The organism is Achromobacter sp. 2789STDY5608621, from assembly GCF_001299375.1.
Classification (GTDB): Bacteria; Pseudomonadota; Gammaproteobacteria; order Burkholderiales; family Burkholderiaceae_B; genus Achromobacter; species Achromobacter insuavis.
In genome coordinates, this window is the sequence record NZ_CYTU01000001.1 from 305,233 (window position 1) to 325,840 (window position 20,608).

General features: G+C 70.0%; 14 protein-coding genes and 1 pseudogene. 2 read left to right on the forward strand and 13 right to left on the reverse strand.

Annotated features, from left to right (window positions below; all coding sequences use genetic code 11):
* The 4 genes and pseudogenes from dtnK to AOZ53_RS01525 form a co-directional block, all read right to left on the reverse strand.
* A pseudogene (gene dtnK, locus AOZ53_RS01510) lies at positions 1-610 on the reverse strand (D-threonate kinase); the annotation flags it as partial.
* Positions 607-1,635 (reverse strand): 2-keto-3-deoxygluconate permease, encoded by a 1,029-nt coding sequence (locus tag AOZ53_RS01515; protein WP_082380280.1) that lies wholly within the window; start codon positions 1,633-1,635, stop codon positions 607-609. The gene AOZ53_RS01515 and the pseudogene dtnK, both read right to left, overlap by 4 nt.
* Positions 1,636-1,785: 150 nt before the next feature.
* Positions 1,786-3,651: an ABC transporter ATP-binding protein gene (locus AOZ53_RS01520; protein ID WP_054431478.1), complete on the reverse strand. Its 1,866-nt coding sequence runs from the start codon at positions 3,649-3,651 to the stop codon at positions 1,786-1,788.
* Between the two features lie 71 nt (positions 3,652-3,722).
* Positions 3,723-4,238, reverse strand: a complete 516-nt coding sequence (locus tag AOZ53_RS01525) for a MarR family winged helix-turn-helix transcriptional regulator (RefSeq protein WP_054431477.1) — start codon at positions 4,236-4,238, stop codon at positions 3,723-3,725.
* 139 nt (positions 4,239-4,377) lie between these two features.
* Between AOZ53_RS01525 and AOZ53_RS01530 the strand changes: the two genes are divergently transcribed.
* Together AOZ53_RS01530 and AOZ53_RS01535 are read left to right on the forward strand one after the other, a co-directional pair.
* Positions 4,378-5,340, forward strand: coding sequence for a Bug family tripartite tricarboxylate transporter substrate binding protein (locus AOZ53_RS01530; protein WP_369815767.1), 963 nt, complete (start codon positions 4,378-4,380; stop codon positions 5,338-5,340).
* Between the two features lie 11 nt (positions 5,341-5,351).
* A complete protein-coding gene (locus AOZ53_RS01535; RefSeq protein WP_054486655.1) occupies positions 5,352-6,920 on the forward strand; it encodes a sulfatase-like hydrolase/transferase in 1,569 nt (522 codons plus the stop codon).
* Between the two features lie 54 nt (positions 6,921-6,974).
* Here the strand turns inward: AOZ53_RS01535 and AOZ53_RS01540 are convergent, their stop codons facing one another.
* The 9 genes from AOZ53_RS01540 to AOZ53_RS01580 form a co-directional block, all read right to left on the reverse strand.
* A complete protein-coding gene (locus tag AOZ53_RS01540) occupies positions 6,975-8,666 on the reverse strand; it encodes an AMP-binding protein (protein ID WP_054486656.1) in 1,692 nt (563 codons plus the stop codon).
* 2 nt (positions 8,667-8,668) lie between these two features.
* Positions 8,669-9,262 carry a chalcone isomerase family protein gene (locus tag AOZ53_RS01545; RefSeq protein ID WP_054431473.1) on the reverse strand — a complete coding sequence of 198 codons (594 nt, stop codon included), beginning with the start codon at positions 9,260-9,262 and terminating at the stop codon, positions 8,669-8,671.
* Positions 9,223-9,771, reverse strand: coding sequence for a DUF4442 domain-containing protein (locus AOZ53_RS01550; RefSeq protein WP_054431472.1), 549 nt, complete (start codon positions 9,769-9,771; stop codon positions 9,223-9,225). The genes AOZ53_RS01545 and AOZ53_RS01550 overlap by 40 nt, the downstream gene beginning before the upstream one ends.
* A gap of 21 nt (positions 9,772-9,792) precedes the next feature.
* Positions 9,793-10,992: an acetyl-CoA C-acyltransferase gene (locus AOZ53_RS01555; protein ID WP_054431471.1), complete on the reverse strand. Its 1,200-nt coding sequence runs from the start codon at positions 10,990-10,992 to the stop codon at positions 9,793-9,795.
* Between the two features lie 131 nt (positions 10,993-11,123).
* A complete protein-coding gene (locus AOZ53_RS01560; protein WP_054486657.1) occupies positions 11,124-13,514 on the reverse strand; it encodes a 3-hydroxyacyl-CoA dehydrogenase/enoyl-CoA hydratase family protein in 2,391 nt (796 codons plus the stop codon).
* A gap of 60 nt (positions 13,515-13,574) precedes the next feature.
* Entirely contained in the window at positions 13,575-14,885 is a 1,311-nt protein-coding gene (locus tag AOZ53_RS01565) for an OmpP1/FadL family transporter (protein ID WP_054474205.1), read from the reverse strand.
* 103 nt (positions 14,886-14,988) lie between these two features.
* Complete coding sequence (locus AOZ53_RS01570; RefSeq protein WP_054486658.1) at positions 14,989-16,920, reverse strand: 3-hydroxyacyl-CoA dehydrogenase NAD-binding domain-containing protein; 1,932 nt, start codon at positions 16,918-16,920, stop codon at positions 14,989-14,991.
* Positions 16,917-18,209 carry an acetyl-CoA C-acetyltransferase gene (locus AOZ53_RS01575; RefSeq protein WP_054431467.1) on the reverse strand — a complete coding sequence of 431 codons (1,293 nt, stop codon included), beginning with the start codon at positions 18,207-18,209 and terminating at the stop codon, positions 16,917-16,919. Before AOZ53_RS01575 ends, AOZ53_RS01570 begins: the two co-directional genes overlap by 4 nt.
* 30 nt (positions 18,210-18,239) lie before the next feature.
* Positions 18,240-20,588 carry an acyl-CoA dehydrogenase gene (locus AOZ53_RS01580; protein WP_054486659.1) on the reverse strand — a complete coding sequence of 783 codons (2,349 nt, stop codon included), beginning with the start codon at positions 20,586-20,588 and terminating at the stop codon, positions 18,240-18,242.
* Between the last annotated feature and the right edge of the window lie 20 nt (positions 20,589-20,608).

The window sequence follows — 20,608 nt, forward strand, 5'->3', positions numbered from 1 at the left end:
TGGCGCGCGCCAGCCGTTCCAGGTCGGCGTCGTCGCGGGCGTCCACCACCACGGTGGCGCCGGCCTGCGCGATGCGCGCGGCCAGCGACTCGGGCGTTTCGCCGGGAAGGGCCGCGACGTGGGCGCAGCCCAGCAGGGTCGGGATGTGGCTTTCGGTCACGGGCGTGACCGGGTCGGTGGCGGCCGAGGTGGCCGTGACCGGCAGGCCGCTCACCATCAGCACGCCGTCTTCCACGGTGCGGCCGGTGGCGGGAAAGGCCGGGCACACCACCGCGATGGCGTCGTCGCCCCAGGCCTCGCGCGCCGCGTCGATCTCGGCCTTGAAGGCGCCGCGCAGCGTCGAGTCCACTTTCTTGTACAGCCGCGCGACGCCGGCGGCGCGCAGCCGCTGGACGTTGCGCCGGATCACCGCGCCGGCTTCACTGGCCGGCAGGGCGCGGCTGTGGGTGGTGACCGCCAGCACGTCGACGTCGTCGGCGGCCGGCGCGGCCAGCGCCTCGTGCGCGCCGTCGATCGACAGGCGGGTGGTCCAGCCGGCCCGCACGAACTGCACGGCGGTGTCGCCGGAGCCGGTCAGGTCGTCGGCGACGATGGCGATGGCGGGCGTCACAGGGCCTCCCCGCGGGCCTCGCGATAGCCGCCGGCGGGCGTTTCGTCGCTGGCGTCCACCGGCTTGAGTTCGCCGGCGCGCTTGAGGAAATACGAGGCCAGCACCGGCGCCAGGATCGAGCTGATCAGCACACATGCGGCCACTTGCGCGGTGGCCGTGGCCACGTATTGCTGGAAGTTGGGATCGGCGGCCGCGACCACGGCGGGCGTGGCGATGGCGTTGCCGGCGGTGGTGCCGGCCGCGAAGCCCAGGCCGCTCTTGCCGCCACGGCGCAGGATCAGGCGATAGCCCAGGTAGACCAGGCCGCCGGTGATGGGGCTGATGATCAGGCCCAGGATCAGGCCGCTGACGCCGCCGCTGACGACCGCGCCCAGGTTGATGCCGGTGCCCAGGGCGAAGGCGAAGAACGGGATGACGATGTTGGGCACGGGCTTGAGCACGTCGCGCCACTTGGGATCGAGGTTGCCGACCACCACGCCCAGCAGGAACGGCACCAGCGCGGCGACCAGGGCGATCATGGGAATGTCGGCCAGGCCCGAGGCGCCCAGGAACAGCAGGCTGAAGAAGGGGCCGTCGTTGATGGCGCTGGCGACGTAGGCGCCGCGGTCGCGGGCATCGCCGTACTGGCCGGTGTACGCCAGCCACAGGCCGCCATTGCTGTTGTCGAAGGCCGCCAGCATCGCCAGGATGGAGATGCCCAGCACGCCGTCCAGGCCGACATAGGCGCCGAGGATGATGATGAGGGTGGCGGGCACCAGCGTCTTCATCAGCAGGATGGTGCCGGCGGTGGCCAGGATCGGGCCGCCGGTGCGGGTGTTGACCTGGGTGCCGGTGGCGAAGATCAGCAGGGCGATCAGCGGCAGGGCGCTGTTCTTGAACAGGGCGGTGGTGAAGCCGCCGATGGCCAGCGCGTCGGGCGCGAAGGTGCCGATCAGCGAACCCAGGATCAGCGGTACCAGCATCAGGCCGCCGGGGATTTTCTGCATCGTGCCAAAGAAAGGCGAACGGGTGGTTTCGGTCGTCACTATCGGAGTCTCCAGGGGGATTTTCTCGCGGCGCAGACGTTCATGTGTGCGTCTGTCAGGGGGTTGAAAGCCGCCAGTGTACACCTGTACGTACAGCATGTACGTACAGGGTCTTCCCGTGTGGCGCGAGCGCGACGCCTGCCGGCCCGCTCAATCCAGCCCGACGAAACCGCCGGTCTGGTGGCTCCACAACCGCGCGTACAGCCCGCCCTGGGCGATCAGGCTGGCGTGGCTGCCGGATTCGACGATGCGGCCGCCGTCCAGCACCACCAGCCGGTCCATGCGGGCGATGGTGGACAGGCGGTGCGCGATGGCGATGACGGTCTTGCCCTGCATCAGCGCCTCCAGGCTCTCCTGGATCGCGGCCTCGACCTCGGAGTCGAGCGCCGACGTGGCCTCGTCCAGGATCAGGATGGGCGCGTCCTTGAGCAGCACGCGGGCGATGGCGATGCGCTGGCGCTGGCCGCCCGACAGCTTGACGCCGCGCTCGCCGACGTGGGCGTCCAGGCCGCGGCGGCCGTCGCCGTCGACCAGGGCGTCGATGAATTCGGCGGCGCGGGCGCGCTCGATGGCGTCGCGCACCTGCGCCTCGGTGGCGTCGGGCCGGCCGTACAGCAGGTTGTCGCGGATCGAGCGGTGCAGCAGCGAGGTGTCCTGGGTGACCACGCCGATCTGCGAGCGCAGGCTTTCCTGGGTGACCCCGGCGATATCCTGGCCGTCGATCAGGATGCGGCCGCCTTCCACGTCATACAGGCGCAGCAGCACGTTGACCAGGGTCGACTTGCCGGCGCCGGACGGGCCGATCAGGCCGATCTTCTCGCCCGCATGCACCGTCAGGTCCAGGTGCGGGATGATCTGGCGGCCGCTGCCGTAGTGGAACGACATGTCCTCGAACCGCACCTCGCCTTGCGTGATGCGCAGGGGCACGGCGTCGGGGCGGTCCAGCACCTGGCGTGGCTGCGCGATGGTGGCCAGGCCGTCCTGCACCATGCCGACGTTTTCGGAGATGCCGTTGACCTCCCACATGATCCAGGCGGACATGTTGTTGATGCGGATCACCAGGCCCAGGGCCAGCGTGATGGCGCCCAGGCTGATGCCGCCGATGCTCCACAGCCACAGCGCCAGGCCGGCGGTGCTGGCGATCAGCACGCCGTTGAGCGTGTTGATGGACACGTCCATGGCGGTGATGACGCGGGTCGACAGGCGCTGTTTTTCGGTCTGCTCGGTCATGGCCTGGCGCGCGTAGTCCTCCTCGCGGCGGGCGTGGGCGAACAGCTTGAGCGTGGAGATGTTGGTGTAGCCGTCGACGATGCGGCCCATCAGCTTGGAGCGCGCTTCCGAGGCGATGACGGCGCGCGCCTGCATGCGCGGCACGAAGTACGCCAGCATGCAGCAGTAGATGACGATCCACAGCACCAGCGGGATCACCAGGCGCCAGTCGGCCTCGGCGAACAGATAGAGCGCGCTGGCGGCGTACAGGATCACGTGCCACAGCGCGTCCACCGATTGCACCGCGGAATCGCGCAGCGAATAGCCGGTCTGCAGCACGCGGTTGGCGACGCGGCCGGCGAAGTCGTTGTGGAAGAACGCCAGGCCCTGGTTCAGCACGTAGCGGTGGTTCTGCCAGCGCACCAGCGTGGTCAGGCTGGGCGAGATGGTCTGGTGCGACAGCAGGTCGTGCGCCGCGATCGACAGCGGCCGCAGCACCATCACCACGAACGCCATCCACGCCAGTGTGTAGGCGTGCTCGCGGAAGAAGTCCGCCGGCGGCGTGTGTTGCGCCATGTCGACCAGGTCGGCCAGGAAGCTGAACAGCGCCACTTCCACCAATGCGCCGCCCAGGCCCACCAGCAGCAGGATGGCGAAGATCGGCCAGACCTGCCGCAGGTAATAGGCGTAGAAGCGCAGCACGCGCCCTGGCGGGGTGATGTCGGGGGCGTCCCGGAACGGGTCGATCAGGTTTTCGAAGTAACGAAAGACGGGATTCGAGGCGGGGTTCGGTTTGGCGCCGGGCATGGGAGGTCCATAGGAGGAGGCCGCCCAAGCGTATCAGGGTAACCCCTTAAAAATAAAGGGGTCGCGCGCCGTCAACCGTATTGCGCGCGCCGCGTTCCGCCTTCGCGGCGGCTGGCCTTTTCCGCCACGATGTTGTCCTGCGCCATGCGCCGGCCGCGCTGCTCGATGCGGGTCAGCAGGTCGCGCAGCAGGGCGACCTCGGCGGCGTCCAGGTCCTGCACCAGCAGGTCGTTCAGCCGCATCACCTCCGGCAGCAGGGCGCGGTAGCGGTCCAGGCCGTCGGCGGTGGCCTCGATGCGCACCACGCGCCGGTCGGCGCTGTCGGGCAGGCGCCGCAGCCAGCCCTTTTCGCACAGCGCGCCCAGGGTGCGGGAGGTGCGCGCCAGGTCGAGCTTGGCGGCGGCGGCCAGTTCGGCCGAGGTCATGATGCCGCCCTCGACCGCACAGGCCAGCAGGCGCCATTCGCGCCGGGTGATGCCGAAGCGGCCTTCGCACAGGCGCACGAAGACGGGGTTGGACTGCGCCCAGGCCTGGTACAGCTGGTACATCAGCATTCCGGCCAGGGGATGTTCGACGGGGTGGTCCATATCGTTATGGCAAGTACTGGATTAGATCAAGCAATCGTCGCGGCGCTACAGTCGTCTCGCCTATCCAGGCCAGGCCCGGCATGCATAAACATAACCGACAGCGGGCCATTGTCACCAGGAGACTAGCGTGCGTAATTGGATTTCCTGCGTCGCGTTCGCGGCGTTCGCGGCGGCTTCGGCCGCGCCGGCCTGTGCCCAGCAGGCGCCGCTGGACGGCGCCCTGACCATCGTGGTGGGCTACCCGCCGGGCGGCAGTTCCGACCGCATCGCGCGGCTGGTGGCCGACCGCCTGAAGGACCGGCTGGGCGTGACCGTGGTGGTCGAAAACAAGACAGGGGCCGGCGGCCGCATCGCGGCCCAGGGCCTGCATGCGCTGGCGACGCGGCAGAACGTGCTGATGCTGGCCAATCCGGCGGTGATGGTGGTGGCGCCGCTGGTCTACGCCGAACCCGGCTACGACGCCCGCCGCGACTTCCAGCCGGTGTCGCTGGTCAGCCGCTACAAGTTCGCGCTGGCGGTGGCGGCCAATTCGCCCATCCGCGACGTGGCGGGGTTACGCCAGTGGCTGCGCGACAACCCGCGCCAGTTCTCCGTGGGCGTGCCGGCCACCGGCAGCCTGCCGCACTTCTTCGCGCTGATGCTGGGCCGCCAGATCGGCCAGGAGCCCGAGGTGGTGGGCTACCGGGGCTCGGCGCCGCTGATCTCCGAACTGATCGGCGGCGTGCTGCCGCAGGCGGTCGACACGCTCGACACGCTGCTGCCGCAGCACCGCGCCGGCAAGATCCGCATCCTGGCGACGTCGGGCGAGAGCCGCGATCCGCTGCTGGCGGACGTGCCGACCTTCCGCGAGGCCGGCGTGGACCTGGCGGCCGACGGCTGGAACGCGTTCTTCGCCTCGTCGGCGATGGCGCCGGCCAAGGCCGCCCGGCTGGGCGAGGACATCGCCGCGGTGATGCGCGATCCGGCCATGCAGCAGGCGGTGCGCGAGTCGTATCTGGAGCCGGTGACGGCGGATGCCGCCGCCACCGGGCGCGAGCTGGACGCCTACCGGGCCCAATGGGAACCGGCGGTGAAGGCGTCCGGCTTCACGGCCACGCAATAAGGCGGGCAACGATGAGCACGGTGCAGAATGTGTTGTTCATCATGGCCGACCAGCTGCGGGCGGACCACCTGAGCTGCTATGGCCATCCCTATTTGCAGACGCCCAGCCTGGACGCGCTGGCGGCGCGCGGCGCGCGCTTCGACCGCGCCTTCGTCAATTCCGGCGTGTGCGGCCCGTCGCGCATGAGCTATTACACGGGGCGCTATCCCTCGCGCCACGGCGCCACCTGGAACCGGGTGCCGCTGTCGGTCAACGAGATCACGCTGGGCGAGTACCTGGCGGGGCAGGGGCGCGACCTGGCGCTGGCGGGCAAGACCCACGTCATTCCCGACCGCGCCGGCATGGACCGCCTGTCGATCGACGGTGGCTCCGAGCTGGGCGCGCTGCTGTCGCGCGGCGGCTTCATCGAGGTCGACCGCTACGACGGCCACCACGAGCCGGGCAAGGAGAGCGGCTATCCCGCCTTCCTGCGCAGCCAGGGCTACGACAGCGCCGATCCGTGGACCGATTACGTCATCGCCGGCGTCGACGCGCATGGGCGCGTGGCCAGCGGCTGGAACATGCGCAACGTGCACCTGCCGTCGCGCGTGGCCGAACCGCATTCGGAAACCGCCTACATGACCGACCAGGCGCTGCGCTTCATGCAACAGCGCGGCAGCCAGCCCTGGGTGCTGCACCTGAGCTACGTCAAGCCGCACTGGCCCTACATGGCGCCGGCGCCCTATCACCAGCGCTACACGGCCGACCAGTGCCTGCCGGTGCGCCGCAACCGCGAGGAACTGGCCGGCGCGCATCCGGTGGTGGCGGCCTACCGCCAGCACGAGGAAAGCGTCAGCTTCTCGACCGACGAGTGCGTGCGGGTGGTGCGGCCGGCCTACCAGGGGTTGATCCGCCAGCTCGATGACCATCTGGGGCGGCTGTTCGACTACATGGAAGGCGCGGGCCTGATGCGCAACACGCTGATCGTGTTCACGGCGGACCATGGTGACTTCCTGGGCGACCACTGGCTGGGCGAGAAGGAACTGTTCTACGACACCGTGCAGCGCGTGCCGTTCATCGTCATGGACCCGTCGGCGGCGGCCGACGCCACCCGGGGCCAGGCGCTGGCGGACATGGTGGAAAGCGTGGACCTGGTGCCGACGGTGCTGCGCGCGCTGGACGCGCCGCGGCCCTGGCACCGGCTGGAGGGGCGCGAGCTGCAGACCGTGCTGCATGGCCGCGGGGCGGACGAGCCCTGGCGCGACTGCGTGTTCTCGGAGCTGGACTACAGCTTCCGCCAGGCGCGCATCCTGCGCGGCAAGACGCCGCAGAACGCGCGCGCCTGGTCGGTGCGCACCGACCGCTGGCGCTACGTGTACTGGCTGGACGAACCCGAGCAGCTGTTCGATCTGCAGGCCGACCCCGACGAGTTCCAGGACCTGGGCGCCAGCGCCGGCCATGCTGCGGTGCGGGCGCAACTGCGCGAGCGGTTGTTCGACTGGATGCTGCGCGGCAAGCGCCGCACCACCATGAGCGACGCGGCGGTGGAGCAGGGCACCAACGCGCACAAGCGCGCCGGGGTGTTCTTCGGCCAGTGGTGATAGACCCAGGGCGGCGGCGCGGGCGGATCGCCCGTCGCCGCGCCCGCGTCGGCATCAGGCGCCGGCCGTGTCCTTCTGCGGCGCCGCGGCGGCCGGCTTGAGCTCGCGCCGCAGGATCTTGCCGACGTTGGTGCGCGGCAGCTCGTCGCGGAACTCGATGTAGCGCGGCACCTTGTAGCCGGTCAGCTGGGTGCGGCAGTGCGCGATCAGCGTCTCGGCGTCCAGGTTGGGATCCTTGCGGATCACGTACAGCTTGACCGCCTCGCCCGAGCGTTCGTCGGGCACGCCGATGGCGGCCACTTCGCGCACGCCCGGATGCAGCGCGGCGGCGTCCTCGACCTCGTTCGGATAGACGTTGAAGCCCGACACCAGGATCATGTCCTTCTTGCGGTCGACCAGGAAGACGTAGCCGGTCTCGTCGACGTAGCCGATGTCGCCGGTGCGCAGGAAGCCGTCGGACGTCATGACCAGCGCGGTCTCGTCGGGCCGGTTCCAGTAGCCGCGCGTCACCTGCGGGCCGCGCACGCAGATCTCGCCGCGCTCGCCCAGGGCCACCTCGCGTCCGTCGTCATCGCGGATCGACAGGTCGGTGGAGGGCACCGGCAGGCCGATCGAGCCGGTGAAGACCTTCACGTCGAGCGGATTGATGGTCACGGCCGGCGAGGTCTCCGTCAGGCCGTAGGCCTGCGCCAGCGCCCGGCCGGTGACGGCCAGCCAGCGCTCGGCCACGGCGCGCTGCACCGCCATGCCGCCGCCCATCGTCAGGCGCAGGCGCGAGAAATCCAGCTTGGCGAAGTCGGGGTGGTTGAGCAGGGCGTTGAACAGCGTGTTGACGCCGGTGAAGGCGCTGAACGGTACCTTGCCCATCTCCTTGATCAGCCGGGGGATGTCGCGCGGGTTGATGATGAGCAGGTTGCTGGCGCCGATCTTCATGAAGGCCAGGCAGTTCGCCGTGAGCGCGAAGATATGGTAGAGCGGCAGCGCGGTGACGATGCACTCCTCGCCGTCCTTGACCAGCGGCTTGATCCAGGCATGGGCCTGGGTCACGTTGGCGGCCAGGTTGCCGTGCGTCAGCATGGCGCCCTTGGCCACGCCGGTGGTGCCACCGGTGTATTGCAGGCAGGCCAGGTCGTCCTGGGTCAGCGCGACTTCGTCGAATGGCGCGTCGCGCCCGGCGCGCAGGGCGTCGCGCAGCCGTATCGCGCCGGGGATGGACCAGGCCGGCACCATGCGCTTGACGCGCTTGACCACGAAATCGACCAGCCGGCCCTTGAGCGGACTGAGCAGTTCGCCAATGGAGGTCACCAGCACCTTCTCGATGGCGGTGGCCGGCAGGGCCTTCTGCACGGTGGCGGCGAAGTTGTCGGCCACCACGATGGCGCGCGCGCCCGAGTCCGCCAACTGGTGCTCGAGTTCGTGGGCGGTGTAGAGCGGGTTGCAGTTGACCACGACGCAGCCGGCGCGCAGCGCGCCGAACAGGCACACCGGATACTGCAGCAGATTGGGCATCATCAGCGCCACGCGGTCGCCCTTGCGCAGGCCGTTGGCGCGCAGCCAGGCGGCGAAGTCGCGCGTCAGGGCGTCGAGTTCGCCATAGCTCAGGGACTTGCCCATGCTGATGTACGCGGTCTTGTCCGCGAAACGCCGGCAGCTGTCGCGCGCGATCGAGACCAGCGTGGTGGCGTCGTCCAGCTCGATCTCCGCGGGCACGCCCGGGGGGTAGCTCTTTTGCCAGATTCGTTCCATCTTTACGGGGTTCCCAGTAGGGCTTTTTTCAGGGAGGACTGCGCCGGGTTGTCGCCCAGCCATACCCGCAGCAGGGCGCGGGCGAAGGCGGGATCGTCGATGCGGCCGCGCTGTTTGCCGTTGTCGGTGATGGTGACGCCGCGGGCGTCGAAGTCCAGGTCGATCACGTCGCCCTCGCGCGCCGAGCCGATCTCGGCCATCAGCGATGACAGGCGGTCGGCATGCGCCTGCAGCGCGGCAAGCTCCTGCTTGTGGGTATTGTCCCGCAATCCGTCCTGCAGCGCCGCGTCCAGGCTCTTGCTGTCGACATCGCGCAAGAGTTGCAGCCGCATGCGGCGCGGTTCATTGCTGTTGATCAAGGCCGCGGCGTCCTGGCTCCTGGCGCTGGCGTACAGCGCCGCCACGTAGACCTTGACCACGAACTTGGTGCGCAGGCCGGCGCCGTTGAGCACCAGCGCATGGCCGCCTTCCGACAGCTGCTCGGGAACGCGCACGCCGGCGACCTCGACGTCGGCGCGCGCGGGGGCCGCGGCCAGGCAGGCGGCCAGGATCAGGCTCAGGGCGGTGGCGCGCCCTCCGGGGATGATGTCACGCATGGGTCTCCTCCAGTCGTTTTCTGCTTGTAGTACTTCTTGTCGGCGATGTAGATCGTGCGTTCCACGACGGCGTAGACGACGCCGTCCTTGTCCTTCAATTCCACGGTGTAGGTCCGGGTGGTCTCGTGGTCGCGGGCCAGCACGGCCCGGATGTCCGCGATTTCTCCCGGCGGCAGCCGGAAGTCCACATACAGCGTGGTGTAGGCGGGCTTGCGGTAACGGATGGACGCCGCCTTGTCCCACACGATGTGGTCCGCGCCCAGCGCGGCCATCAGCATGGTGGGGTGGGCGCCGTCGGTCACCGCGAACAGCGAGCCGCCGTACATGGAGCCTACGATGTTGCGCGTGCGCCGCAGCAGCGGCAGCTTGATGCGGATGTGCTGGAAATCCGGCGACACGTGCAGCACCCGGCCGCCGGTGGCGCGGAACGCCGGATGCAGGTTGAATCCCACCCGCATCAGGCGCGCGCGCCAGGTCGGCGACAGGCGTTTGAACCAATAAGGCTTCATGGTTCTTCTATCCGGCCTCGGTCACATGGCCTCGAACAGGCCGGCCGCGCCCATGCCGGTGCCGATGCACATCGTCACCAGCCCATACTTGCCGCCGGTGCGGCGCAGGCCATGGGTCAGGGTGGCGGTGCGGATGGCGCCGGTGGCGCCTAGAGGGTGGCCCAGCGCGATGGCGCCGCCCAGCGGGTTGACCTTGGCCGGGTCGAGCTTGAGCTCGCGCATCACCGCCAGCGATTGCGCGGCGAAGGCTTCGTTCAGCTCGATCCAGTCCAGGTCGTCCTGGGCGATGCCGGCGCGCGCCAGCACCTTCGGGATGGCGGCCATGGGGCCGATGCCCATGATTTCCGGCGGCACGCCGGCCACGGCGAAGCTGACGAAGCGCGCCAGCGGGCTGAGGTTGAACTCGCGCAGCACGCGCTCGGACACCAGCACCACGGCGGCGGCGCCGTCGGACATCTGCGAGCTGTTGCCGGCGGTGACGCTGCCGCGGGCGGCGAACACCGGCTTCAGGCGCGCCAGGCCCTCGGCGCTGGAATCGGGGCGCGGGCCCTCGTCGACCTCGACCAGGCGGCGGGTCTCGCGCACGTCGCCCTTGGCGCCGCCGGGCAGGCGCGTCACGACTTCGAACGGCGTGATCTCGGCGCGGAAATGGCCGGCCGCGATGGCGGCGTTGGCCTTCTGCTGCGAGGCCAGCGCGAAAGCGTCCTGGTCCTCGCGCGACACCTTCCACTGCTCGGCGACCTTCTCGCCGGTCAGGCCCATGCCGAAGGCCATGCCGATGTTCTCGGGGTGCGAGAAGATGGCCGGGTTGAGCGACACCTTGTTGCCCATGATCTGCGGCATCGCGCTCATCGACTCGGTGCCCGAGCCGATCATGATGTCGGCCTCGCCGGTGCGGATGCGGGCGGCGGCGTCGGCCACCGCCTGCAGCCCCGAGGCGCAGAAGCGGTTGACGGTGACGCCGGCCACGCTCTGCGGCAGGCCGGCCAGCAACAGGCCGATGCGCGCCACGTTCATGCCCTGTTCGGCTTCCGGCATGGCGCAGCCGGTGATGACATCGTCGATGCGCGCCGGATCCAGCCACGGCGTCTGCTTGAGCGCGCCCTGCAGCGCCGCCGCCAGCATGTCGTCGGGCCGGGTCGTGGCATACACCCCATTACGCTTGCCCACCGGCAACCGCGTCGCCGCAACGATGTAAGCCTCTTGAATCTGCTTGCTCATATCAATTCCTCGTATCCATAACGATCACCCTACGCCCGCCACGGTCCCCCACAAGCGGGGCCGCGCGGATCCGGCTCCGCCGGTCCGCCACCGGCGCCCCTGGGGGAGGCGCCGAAGGCGCTAGGGGGGGTCTAGTTCCGCAATGGCTTGCCGGTGTCCAGGGTGTGGCGGATGCGGGCCTGGGTCTCGGGCGTGCGCAGCAGCGCCACGAATTCCTTGCGCTCGACCGCCAGCAGCCATTCCTCGTCGACCTTGGCGCCGGTCTCGATCTCGCCGCCGCACAGCGCCACCGCGGCGCTGCGGGCCACGCGGTAGTCGTGGGCGCTGATCATGCCGCCCTCGCGCATGTTGACCAGCACCATCTCGAAGTTGGCGATGCCGTTGCGGCCGGCCACCGGCACGCCCTGCAGCCGCGGCGGCGGCACGTAGCCGGCGGTGGCGGCGGCGCGCGCCTGGCCGATGGCCACGAACAGCAGCTCGCCGGGATGGAACAGCACGATGTCCTGTTCGCGCGCGAAGCCCAGTTCGACGGCTTCGATGGCGCTCTTGGCGACCCGCGCCATGGCGATGGTCTGGAACACCGGCTGCAGGAACGGGAACACCTCGCCCGGCGTGGCGGTGGTGGCCGCCAGCGCCGCGGCGCGGCCGGCGAATTCCTTGCTGCCGCCGCCGGCCGGGATCAGGCCGACGCCGGCCTCGACCAGGCCGATGTAGCTTTCGAGCGCCAGCACGCGATGCGAGGCGTGCATCAGGAACTCGCAGCCGCCGCCCAGCGCCATGCCCTGCACGGCCGCCACGGTGGGGATCTGCGCGTACTTGAAGGACTGCGAGGTGCGCTGGAATTTCTCGACGGTGGCTTCCAGCATGTCCCATTGGCCCGCGGCGCAGGCTTCCGAGACCTGTTGCAGGTTGGCGCCCACGGCGAACGGCGCGTCATGCCAGATCACCAGGCCGTCGAACTCGCGCTCGGCGCGGGCCACGGCCTGCAGGATGCCTTCCAGCACCTCGGCGCCCAGCGTGTGGTTCTTGGAGGTGACCGACAGGATGGCGATGCCGGCGTCGACCTCGGGCAGGTTCCACAGGCGCACGCCTTCGTTTTCCCAGACCGTGACGCCGCGGTCGTCGGCGCCTTCGCCGAATACGCGCTCGGGGAACAGCTGGCGCTGGTAGACCGGCAGCGCCGAGCGCGGGTGCAGCTTGCCGCTGCGGGCGGAATACGAGCCGGCGGGCGTGTGCACGCCCTGGCGGTCCGGTTCCAGCGCCCAGGCGGGCAGCGGCGCGTCGCTCATGGCGCGGCCGGCGGCGATGTCCTCGGCCACGGCGCGGGCGATGGCCTGCCAGCCGGCGGCCTGCCAGGTCTCGAACGGACCCTGGGCCCAGCCGAAGCCCCAGCGCATGGCCAGGTCGAGGTCACGGGCGTTGTCGGCCACCTGGCCGAGCTGCGCCGCGCTGTAGTGGAAGATGTCGCGGAACAGGCTCCACAGGAACTGGGCCTGCGGATGCTCGCTGGCGCGCAGCGCGGCGAAGCGCTTGGCCGGATCGCGTTCCTTGAGCAGGGCGGCGACCTCGTCGGCCAGCTTGCCGGCGCTGGGGCGGTAGTCCTGCGCCTGCAGGTCCAGCACCTGGATTTCGCGGCCGGCCTTGCGGTAGACGCCGGCGCCGCTCTTCTGGCCCAGCGCGCCCTTGGAGATCAGGGCCGACAGCCAGGCGGGCAGCGTGAAATAGCGGTGCCAGGGATCGTCCGGCAGGTTCTTGTCCATGGTGCCGACCACGTGGGCCAGCGTGTCCAGGCCGACCACGTCGGCGGTGCGGTAGGTGGCGCTCTTGGGACGGCCGATCTTCGGGCCGGTGAGGGCGTCGACCTCGTCGAAGCCCAGTCCCAGGCGCTGGGTGTGGTGCATGGCCGCCAGGATCGAGAACACGCCGATGCGGTTGGCGACGAAATTGGGGGTGTCGAGCGCGCGGATCACGCCCTTGCCCAGCGTGGAGGTCAGCCAGGTCTCGAGCTGGTCCAGCACCGGCGCCTGGGTGTGCGAGGTGGCGATGATTTCCACCAGGCGCATGTAGCGCGGCGGATTGAAGAAGTGGATGCCGCAGAAGCGGTCGCGCAGGGCCGCCGGCAGGGCGTTGGCCAGCGCGTCGATCGACAGGCCGGAGGTATTGGAGGCGATGATGGCGCCGGGCGCGACGTGCGGCGCGATGCGCTCGTACAGCGCGGTCTTCCAGTCCATGCGCTCGGCGATGGCTTCGATGATCAGGTCGCAGCCGCGCAGCTGTTCGATATGGTCGTCGTAGTTGGCCGGGGTGATCAGGGCCAGGCGGGCGGGGCTGGCCAGCGGCGCCGGCTCGAGCTTCTTCAGGCCGGCCAGCGCTTTCTTGACGATGCCGTTGCGGTCGCCGTCGGGCGCCGCGAGATCGAACAGCGTGACGGGCACGCCGGCATTGGCCAGGTGGGCGGCGATCTGCGCGCCCATGACGCCGGCACCCAGCACGGCGACGTGTTTGACGACGAACTTGCTCAAGGAAGTCTCCTGAAAATGCGGGCGGAAGACGGGACCGGCCCGTCATCCGCCCCGGCAGGGCTAGAAGCGGGACGACAGTTGCAGGCCGAAGATGTGGCCGCTGCTGTCATAGGTGCCCGCGACGCGGCCCTTGGTCAGCTGGTTGCCGGACGTGGTGTCGATGTCCGTCTTGCGCAGGTAGAGATAGGTGTAGCCCAGATCGAGCGTGGTGTTCTTGGTGGCCTGCCACTGCACGCCGGTCGAGAACCAGTAGCGGTCGTTGTCGGGCAGCGAGGTCGGACGGTCTTCGGCCTTGTGGACCGGTGACTGATCGTAGGCCAGGCCGAACTTCCACTTCCAGTCGGGCGCGAACTTGTAGGACGTACCCACGGCGATGCGCCACGTGTCGCGGAAGTTCAGCGGCAGGTCGTCATCGCGCGCGCCGGTGCCGGAGTTGCGGATCTTCAGGTCGGGGATGCTGCTCCAGCCGGTCCACGAGATGTCGCCCAGCAGTTCCCATTTCTCGTTGAGCTGGTGGGTGGCGCTCAGGATCAGGGTGTCGGGCAGGTCGACCGAGGCCTTGGCGTCGAACGAGACCGACTGGCCGGTCGGGCCGATGTTGGTGATGTCGGTATCGCCCTTGGCGGTGTGCTTGATCTTGGAGCGGTACGACAGGCCGATGCGGGTGTCTTCGGTGGGCTGCAGCATGAAGCCCACGTTCCAGCCCCACGCGTCGCCCTTCAGGTTGAGGTCGGCGTCGCCGTTGGTGATGAAGGTGCCGCCGCCGGGCAGGGCCACGGGCACCACGGTCTTCTTCTTGTAGGTGGCGTCGATGTGCTGCCAGTTGACGCCGAAGCCCATCGAGAATTTGTCGTTGACCTTGTAGGCGATCGACGGGTTGACGTTGATGGTCTTGATCTCGAACTTGTTCGAGTGGTACTGGCCTTCCCAGCCCTTGTCGTATTCGGTCATCAGGCCGAACGGGGCGCCGACGCCCAGGCCGATGAACCACTTCTCGCTCAGCTGCCACGAGCCGTACAGGTTGGGCACGACGCCCAGGTTGCCGGCATCGCCGCCGTCGCCGCCGGTGGGACGGGTGCCGCCCAGCGCGGTCGGATTGCGGCTGTTGCCGTTGTCCGAAAACTTGAACGAGGGCTTGATCAGATTGACGCCGCCCGAGACATTGATGCCCGGCAGGTAGGTCATGCCCGCCGGGTTGTAGTAGATGATGCTGGCGTTTTCCGGATTTGCCGCCGAGCCCGCGTAAGCGTTGCCCAGGCCGCTGGCATTCTGCTCAAGGAGCTGAAAGCCGGCGCCGTGGGCGGCGCTGGTGGCGCCCAGGCCGACCACAATGGCGGACAGGGTGCTCAGGGACAATGAACGTCTGCTCATGGTACTGCCTCCTCATGTTGGATAGGTATGTCTCTATGGCACTGCCGGTCTCGTCGTCCCGGTCTATCCGGCTCAAGGGTATCCCGGCCGGTCTGTTGCTGCGCTAGGCACTGCGACTGCTTTGGTAATGCAGGGGTCCGCCCGTGAATGGCGCGAACCCGGTTCCGAAAATCACGCCGGCATCGGCCAGGTCGGCGTCGGCGACCACGCCGGCCTCGACCCGCTCGCGGGTGGCGTCGATCAAAGGCTGGATCAGGCGTTCGGCAAGGCCGGCCGGCGCCTGGCCGGGCTGGCCTTCCTTGACCGGCTTGCCGTCGCGCCAGGCGTAGAAGCCGCGGCCGCTCTTCTTGCCCAGGTCGCCGCGCGCCAGCTTCTCGGCCAGGCAGCGCGGCGGCTCGGCGCCGCCGGCCAGCTCCTGGCCCGCCGCGCGGGCGATGTCCAGGCCGACGGTGTCGGCCAGTTCCAGCGGCCCCATGGGCATGCCGAACGCCACCATGGCCGCGTCCACCGTGGCGGGCGACAGGCCTTCGTCGACGCTGCGCATGGCCTGCAGCATATAGGGCGCCAGCACCGCGTTGACCAGGAAGCCGGGCGCGCTGCGCACCGGCAGCGCGAGCTTGCCGATCTGGCCGACGAAGGCGCAGGCGCGCACCAGCGTGGCCTCGGCGGTGCCATCGGCGTGCACCACTTCCACCAGCGGCATCTTGGCGACCGGATTGAAGAAGTGGATGCCCACCAGCCGTTCGGGCCGGGCCAGGCCGCCGCGCAGCGTTTCCAGCGACAGGCTGGAGGTGTTGGTGGCCAGCAGCGCGTCGGCCTTCATGCGGGGTTCCAGCGCCTGGTACAGGCCGCGCTTGGCCTCGGGGTTCTCGCTGATGGCCTCGATCACCAGATCGGCCAGCGGCACGCCGCCGCCGGCGGGGTCGGGCACCAGCCGGTCGAAAGCCGCGCGGGCGGCGCGGCGGTCCTTCAGGCGGCGCGAGAACAGCGTCGCGGCACGCTTGATGGCGGGCGCGATGCGGGCCATGTCCTGGTCCTGCAGCGTCACGGTCATGCCCTTGAGCGCGCACCAGGCGGCGATGTCGCCGCCCATCACGCCGGCGCCCACCACATGCACGTGGCGCACCGGCGGGGCGCCGGCCTGGCGGCCGTTGGCCTTGAGGCGTTCCTGCAGGCGGAACACGCGCAGCAGGTTGCGCGCGGTGTCCGAGGCAATGATGCCGTCGATCAGCGCCGGGGCCTGCAGGGCGTTGCCGCCGTGTTTTTCCCACAGGTCGACGATGGCGGGCGCGGCCGGGTAGTGGCGCAGCGGATCCTTGGCGGCGATCTGCTTGCGGGCGCGGTTGGCGGCCACCGCCTTGAGCGGCCAGCGGTTCAGCCAGGCGCCCAGGCCGCGCGCGCGGCGCGGCGGCTTGCCGGATAGCACCATGCCGCGCGCCGCGGCCTGCAGCAGGCGGGTCGGCACGCGCGCATCGACCAGCCCCAGCGTGGCGGCACGGCGCGCGTCGGCGCCGCGGCCGGTCAGCATCATGTCGAGCGCGGCGGGCGCGCCGATCAGCGCGGGCAGGCGCAGCATGCCGCCCCAGCCGGGGAAGATGCCCAGCATGACTTCGGGCAGCGCCAGCGAGGCGCCGGGCGCGTCCTCCACCAGCCGGTAGCGGCAGGCCAGCGCGAGTTCCAGGCCGCCGCCCAGGCAATGGCCCTGGATCAGCGCCAGCGTCGGATAGCGCACCGCCGCCAGGCGGTTGAACAGGTTCCAGCCGCGCGCCACCAGGGCGCGGCCCTGTTCCGGCGTGTTCAGTTCGGCGAATTCGTTGACGTCGGCGCCGACGATGAAGCCGGTCGGCTTGCCCGAGCGGATCACCAGGCCCTTGGGCGGCTGCGCGTCGAGGGCATCCAGCACCGTCGCCAGTTCGGCCATGGTGTCGGCGGACAGCGCGTTGACGGCGCTGCCGGCGCGGTCGAACGTCAGCCACGCCAGGCCGTCGGCGTCGCGGTCCAGGCGCCAATGGGAGAGCGAATCCAGCGTGGTCATTGGCGGTCCTCCAGGGTTTCGACCAGCATGGCGCCGCCGAGGCCGCCGCCGATGCAGATGGCGGCCATGCCGCGCCGCGCGCCGCGGCGCTTGAGCGCGTCCAGCAGGTGCAGCACGATGCGGGCGCCGGAGGCGCCGACCGGATGGCCGATGGCGATGGCGCCGCCGTCCACGTTCAGGCGGGCAGGGTCGAGCGCGCCCCAGGCCGGCGTGCCGAAGTGCTCCTGGCAATAGGCGTCGTCCTGCCAGGCCGCCAGGCAGCCTAGCACCTGGGCGGCGAAGGCCTCGTTGATTTCCCACAAGTCCAGGTCATTGAGGCCCAGGCCGTGGCGTTGCAGGATCGGGGTGGCGGCGTGCACCGGGCCCAGGCCCATCATGGCCGGGTCGAGGCCGGCCCACTGGCTGTCGACGATGCGGCCCAGCGGTTGCAGGTTCCAGCGCCGCACCGCCTCTTCGGAGGCCAGCACCAGCATCGCGGCGCCGTCGGTGACCTGCGAGCTGTTGCCGGCGGTGATGTTGCCCCAGGGCTTGTCGAACACCGGCTTGAGCTTGGCCAGCTTGTCGGGGGTGGAATCGGCGCGCACGCCGTCGTCCTCGGCGTACAGCTTGCCCTGGGTGTCGATCAGCGGCGCGATCTCGGCGAAGGCGCCGGCCTCGCGGCCGGCCAGCGCGCGCGCGTGGCTCTGCGCCGAATAGGCGTCCATGGCCTGGCGGCTGATGCCGAAGCGGGTGGCGACGTTTTCGGCGGTCTGGCCCATGGACAGGCCCACCACCGGGTCGGTCAGGCCCTTGAGCAGGCCGATGACCGGCGCCAGGTGGCGCAGGCGCAGGCGGCCGAGCGTGGCGAGCTTGGCGCCGAGGCCGCGCGCGGCGTACCAGCCGGCCAGCCAGCGCACCATGTCGTCGGAAAACAGCACCGGCGCGCGCGACAGCGCGTCGACGCCGCCGGCCAGCACCAGCTGCGAGCGTCCGGTCTGGATGTTGGCGATGGCCGAGTCCAGCGCCTGCATGCCCGAGGCGCAGTTGCGCATCACGGTCCAGCCGGGCACCTTGTCGCCGCAGCCCAGGCGCAGGGCGATCACGCGGCCGATGTTGACTTCGTCGGGCGACGGCGCGGCGCAGCCCACGATGACCTCGTCCAGGTCCGTGGGCGTGTAGGGTTGGCGCAACAGCAGGCCGCGGCCGGCCTGCACGGCCAGGTCGCCGGCCGCGAATGGGCCGGGGCCCGTGCGCGCCTTCAGGAAGGGCGTGCGGGCGCCGTCGACCACGTATACCGGTTTGAATGCCATCCGATCTCCTCTGCGTGTTGACTGGGGCCCTCAGGCGGCCTTGCGTTCGGCCGCCGGCTTGACCGCGCCGGTGGCGCCGAGGTCAAAGGGGAAATCATCCACTTTCACCACGGTATCGCGCAAGGCATTACGGCGCTTGACCACCGCATATTCTTCGGCGGTGATGCCGCCGGCGGCAAAGGCGGCGTCGGCCAGGTCGCGCACGTTGGCCTGCGGGTTGCCCTCGAGCGCGCCGCTTTTCTCGAATTCGCGGATCTTCGACTCGATCGGTTCGGCTTCGAGCGTGGCCGCCAGCGCCTGCTCGATCGCGCCGACCGGTTCGTCGGCGGTGGCGGGCAGGTGGCAGCCGGCGGTCAGGCGGTCGCGGGTCGCGCCCGGGTTGATCAGCAGCCGCGCCACGTCCTGGCCCAGCTGGTCGGACGGCAGCGACTGCGGCCGGCCCCAGGGGAAGACGATGCGGCGCAAGCTCCACGCCACCACGCGGTTGGGATAGTTTTCCAGCACGCCGTCGATGGCGTCCTGCAGGCGGAACAGCGCGTCCTGCACCGACCAGTGCACCAGCGGCGCGTCGGCGTCCTGGCGGCCTTCGTCCTCGAAGCGCTTGAGCGCGGCGCTGGCCAGGTACATCTGCGACAGGATGTCGCCCAGGCGCGCCGACAGGCGTTCGCGGCGCTTGAGGCTGCCGCCCAGCACCAGCATCGAGGTGTCGGCCAGCAGCGCGAAGGCGGCCGAATAGCGGCTCAGCAGCTGGTAGTAGCGCTTCATCGCGGGCGCGACGTCGGCGTCGATGCCGACGAAGCGGCCACCGGTCAGCGCCGTGCCCAGCGCGCGCAGTTTGTTGCGCGTCACGAAACCGACATGGCCCCAGAAGGCGCCGTCGAAATCGATCAGGCCCTGCTTGCGGTCGGGCGACTGCGCCGCGCGCATCTCGGCCAGCACATAGGGATGGCAGCGGATCGCGCCCTGGCCGAAGATGATCAGGCTGCGCGTCAGGATGTTGGCGCCTTCCACGGTGATGCCGATGGGGATCTGCTGGTAGGCGCGGCCGAGGAAGTTGGACGGCCCCAGGCAGATGCCCTTGCCGCCGATCACGTCCATGCCGTCATTGACGACCTGGCGCGCGCGCTCGGTGACGTGGTATTTGACGATGGCCGACACCACCGAGGGCTTCTCGCCCAGGTCGACGGCGCCGGCGGTCATGCTGCGGGCGGCGTCCATCATGTAGGTGTGGCCGCCGATGCGGGCCAGCGCTTCCTCGACCCCTTCGAACTTGCCGACCGGGGTGCGGAACTGGCTGCGCACGCGGGCGTAGCCGCCGACGGCGCGCGCGGTCAGCTTGGACATGCCGGTGTTGGACGAGGGCAGCGAGATCGAGCGGCCGGCCGCCAGGCATTCCATCAGCATGCGCCAGCCCTGGCCGGCCATGGCCGGGCCGCCGATGATGAAGTCCAGCGGCATGAAGACGTCGTGGCCGCGGGTCGGACCGTTCATGAACATGGCGTTCAGCGGGAAGTGGCGGCGGCCGGTGTCCACGCCCGGGTGGTCGTGCGGCACCAGCGCGCAGGTGATGCCCAGGTCCTTCTTGCCGCCCAGCAGGCCGTCCGGGTCGTACAGGCGGAAGGCCAGGCCTAGCAGCGTGCAGACCGGCGCCAGCGTGATGTAGCGCTTGTCCCAGCTGACGCGCATGCCGATCACTTCGCGGCCCTGCCATTCGCCCTTGCAGACGATGCCGCTATCGGGGATGGCGGCGGCGTCGGAACCGGCCCACGGGCTGGTCAGCGCGAAGGCCGGCACTTCCTCGCCGCGCGCCAGGCGCGGCAGGTAGTGGTTCTTCTGTTCGTCGGTGCCGTAGTGCAGCAGCAGTTCGGCGGGGCCGAGCGAGTTGGGCACCATCACCGACACCGCCAGCGCCGACGAGCGCGTCGACAGCTTGGTCACGATCTCGGAGTGGGCATAGGCCGAGAACGCCAGGCCGCCGTATTCCTTGGGGATGATCATGCCGAGAAAGCCGCTGCGCTTGAGGTAGTCCCAGACCTCGGCGGGCAGGTCGAAGCGTTCCTGCGTGATGTTCCAGTCGTTGACCATGCGGCAGGCCTCTTCGGCCTGGTGGTCGAGGAAGTGCTGCTCCTCGTCGGTCAGGCGGGGGCGCGGGTAAGCCAGCATGCGCTTCCAGTCGGGGCGGCCGCGGAACAGCTCGCCTTCCCACCACACCGTGCCGGCTTCGAGCGCGTCACGCTCGGTGTCCGACATCTGCGGCAGCACCTTGCGGTAGAGATTGAAGATCGGCGCCGACAGCAAGGCCCGCCTGACCGGGCGCACGCCCAGCAGGACGACGGCCAGCAGCGCGATGACGATCAGCGCGACGATGACTGCGTTCATTTCCTTGTCTCCTTTCTCTA

Excerpts from the sequence above, each read along its gene's own strand:
- AOZ53_RS01525 (WP_054431477.1), bottom strand. The coding sequence starts at position 4,238 with ATGGACCACCCCGTCGAACATCCCCTGGCCGGAATGCTGATGTACCAG.
- AOZ53_RS01520 (WP_054431478.1), bottom strand. The coding sequence starts at position 3,651 with ATGCCCGGCGCCAAACCGAACCCCGCCTCGAATCCCGTCTTTCGTTAC.
- AOZ53_RS01550 (WP_054431472.1), bottom strand. The coding sequence starts at position 9,771 with ATGAAGCCTTATTGGTTCAAACGCCTGTCGCCGACCTGGCGCGCGCGC.
- AOZ53_RS01545 (WP_054431473.1), bottom strand. The coding sequence starts at position 9,262 with ATGCGTGACATCATCCCCGGAGGGCGCGCCACCGCCCTGAGCCTGATC.
- AOZ53_RS01535 (WP_054486655.1), top strand. The coding sequence starts at position 5,352 with ATGAGCACGGTGCAGAATGTGTTGTTCATCATGGCCGACCAGCTGCGG.
- AOZ53_RS01540 (WP_054486656.1), bottom strand. The coding sequence starts at position 8,666 with ATGGAACGAATCTGGCAAAAGAGCTACCCCCCGGGCGTGCCCGCGGAG.
- AOZ53_RS01565 (WP_054474205.1), bottom strand. The coding sequence starts at position 14,885 with ATGAGCAGACGTTCATTGTCCCTGAGCACCCTGTCCGCCATTGTGGTC.
- AOZ53_RS01580 (WP_054486659.1), bottom strand. The coding sequence starts at position 20,588 with ATGAACGCAGTCATCGTCGCGCTGATCGTCATCGCGCTGCTGGCCGTC.
- AOZ53_RS01570 (WP_054486658.1), bottom strand. The coding sequence starts at position 16,920 with ATGACCACGCTGGATTCGCTCTCCCATTGGCGCCTGGACCGCGACGCC.
- AOZ53_RS01575 (WP_054431467.1), bottom strand. The coding sequence starts at position 18,209 with ATGGCATTCAAACCGGTATACGTGGTCGACGGCGCCCGCACGCCCTTC.
- AOZ53_RS01555 (WP_054431471.1), bottom strand. The coding sequence starts at position 10,992 with ATGAGCAAGCAGATTCAAGAGGCTTACATCGTTGCGGCGACGCGGTTG.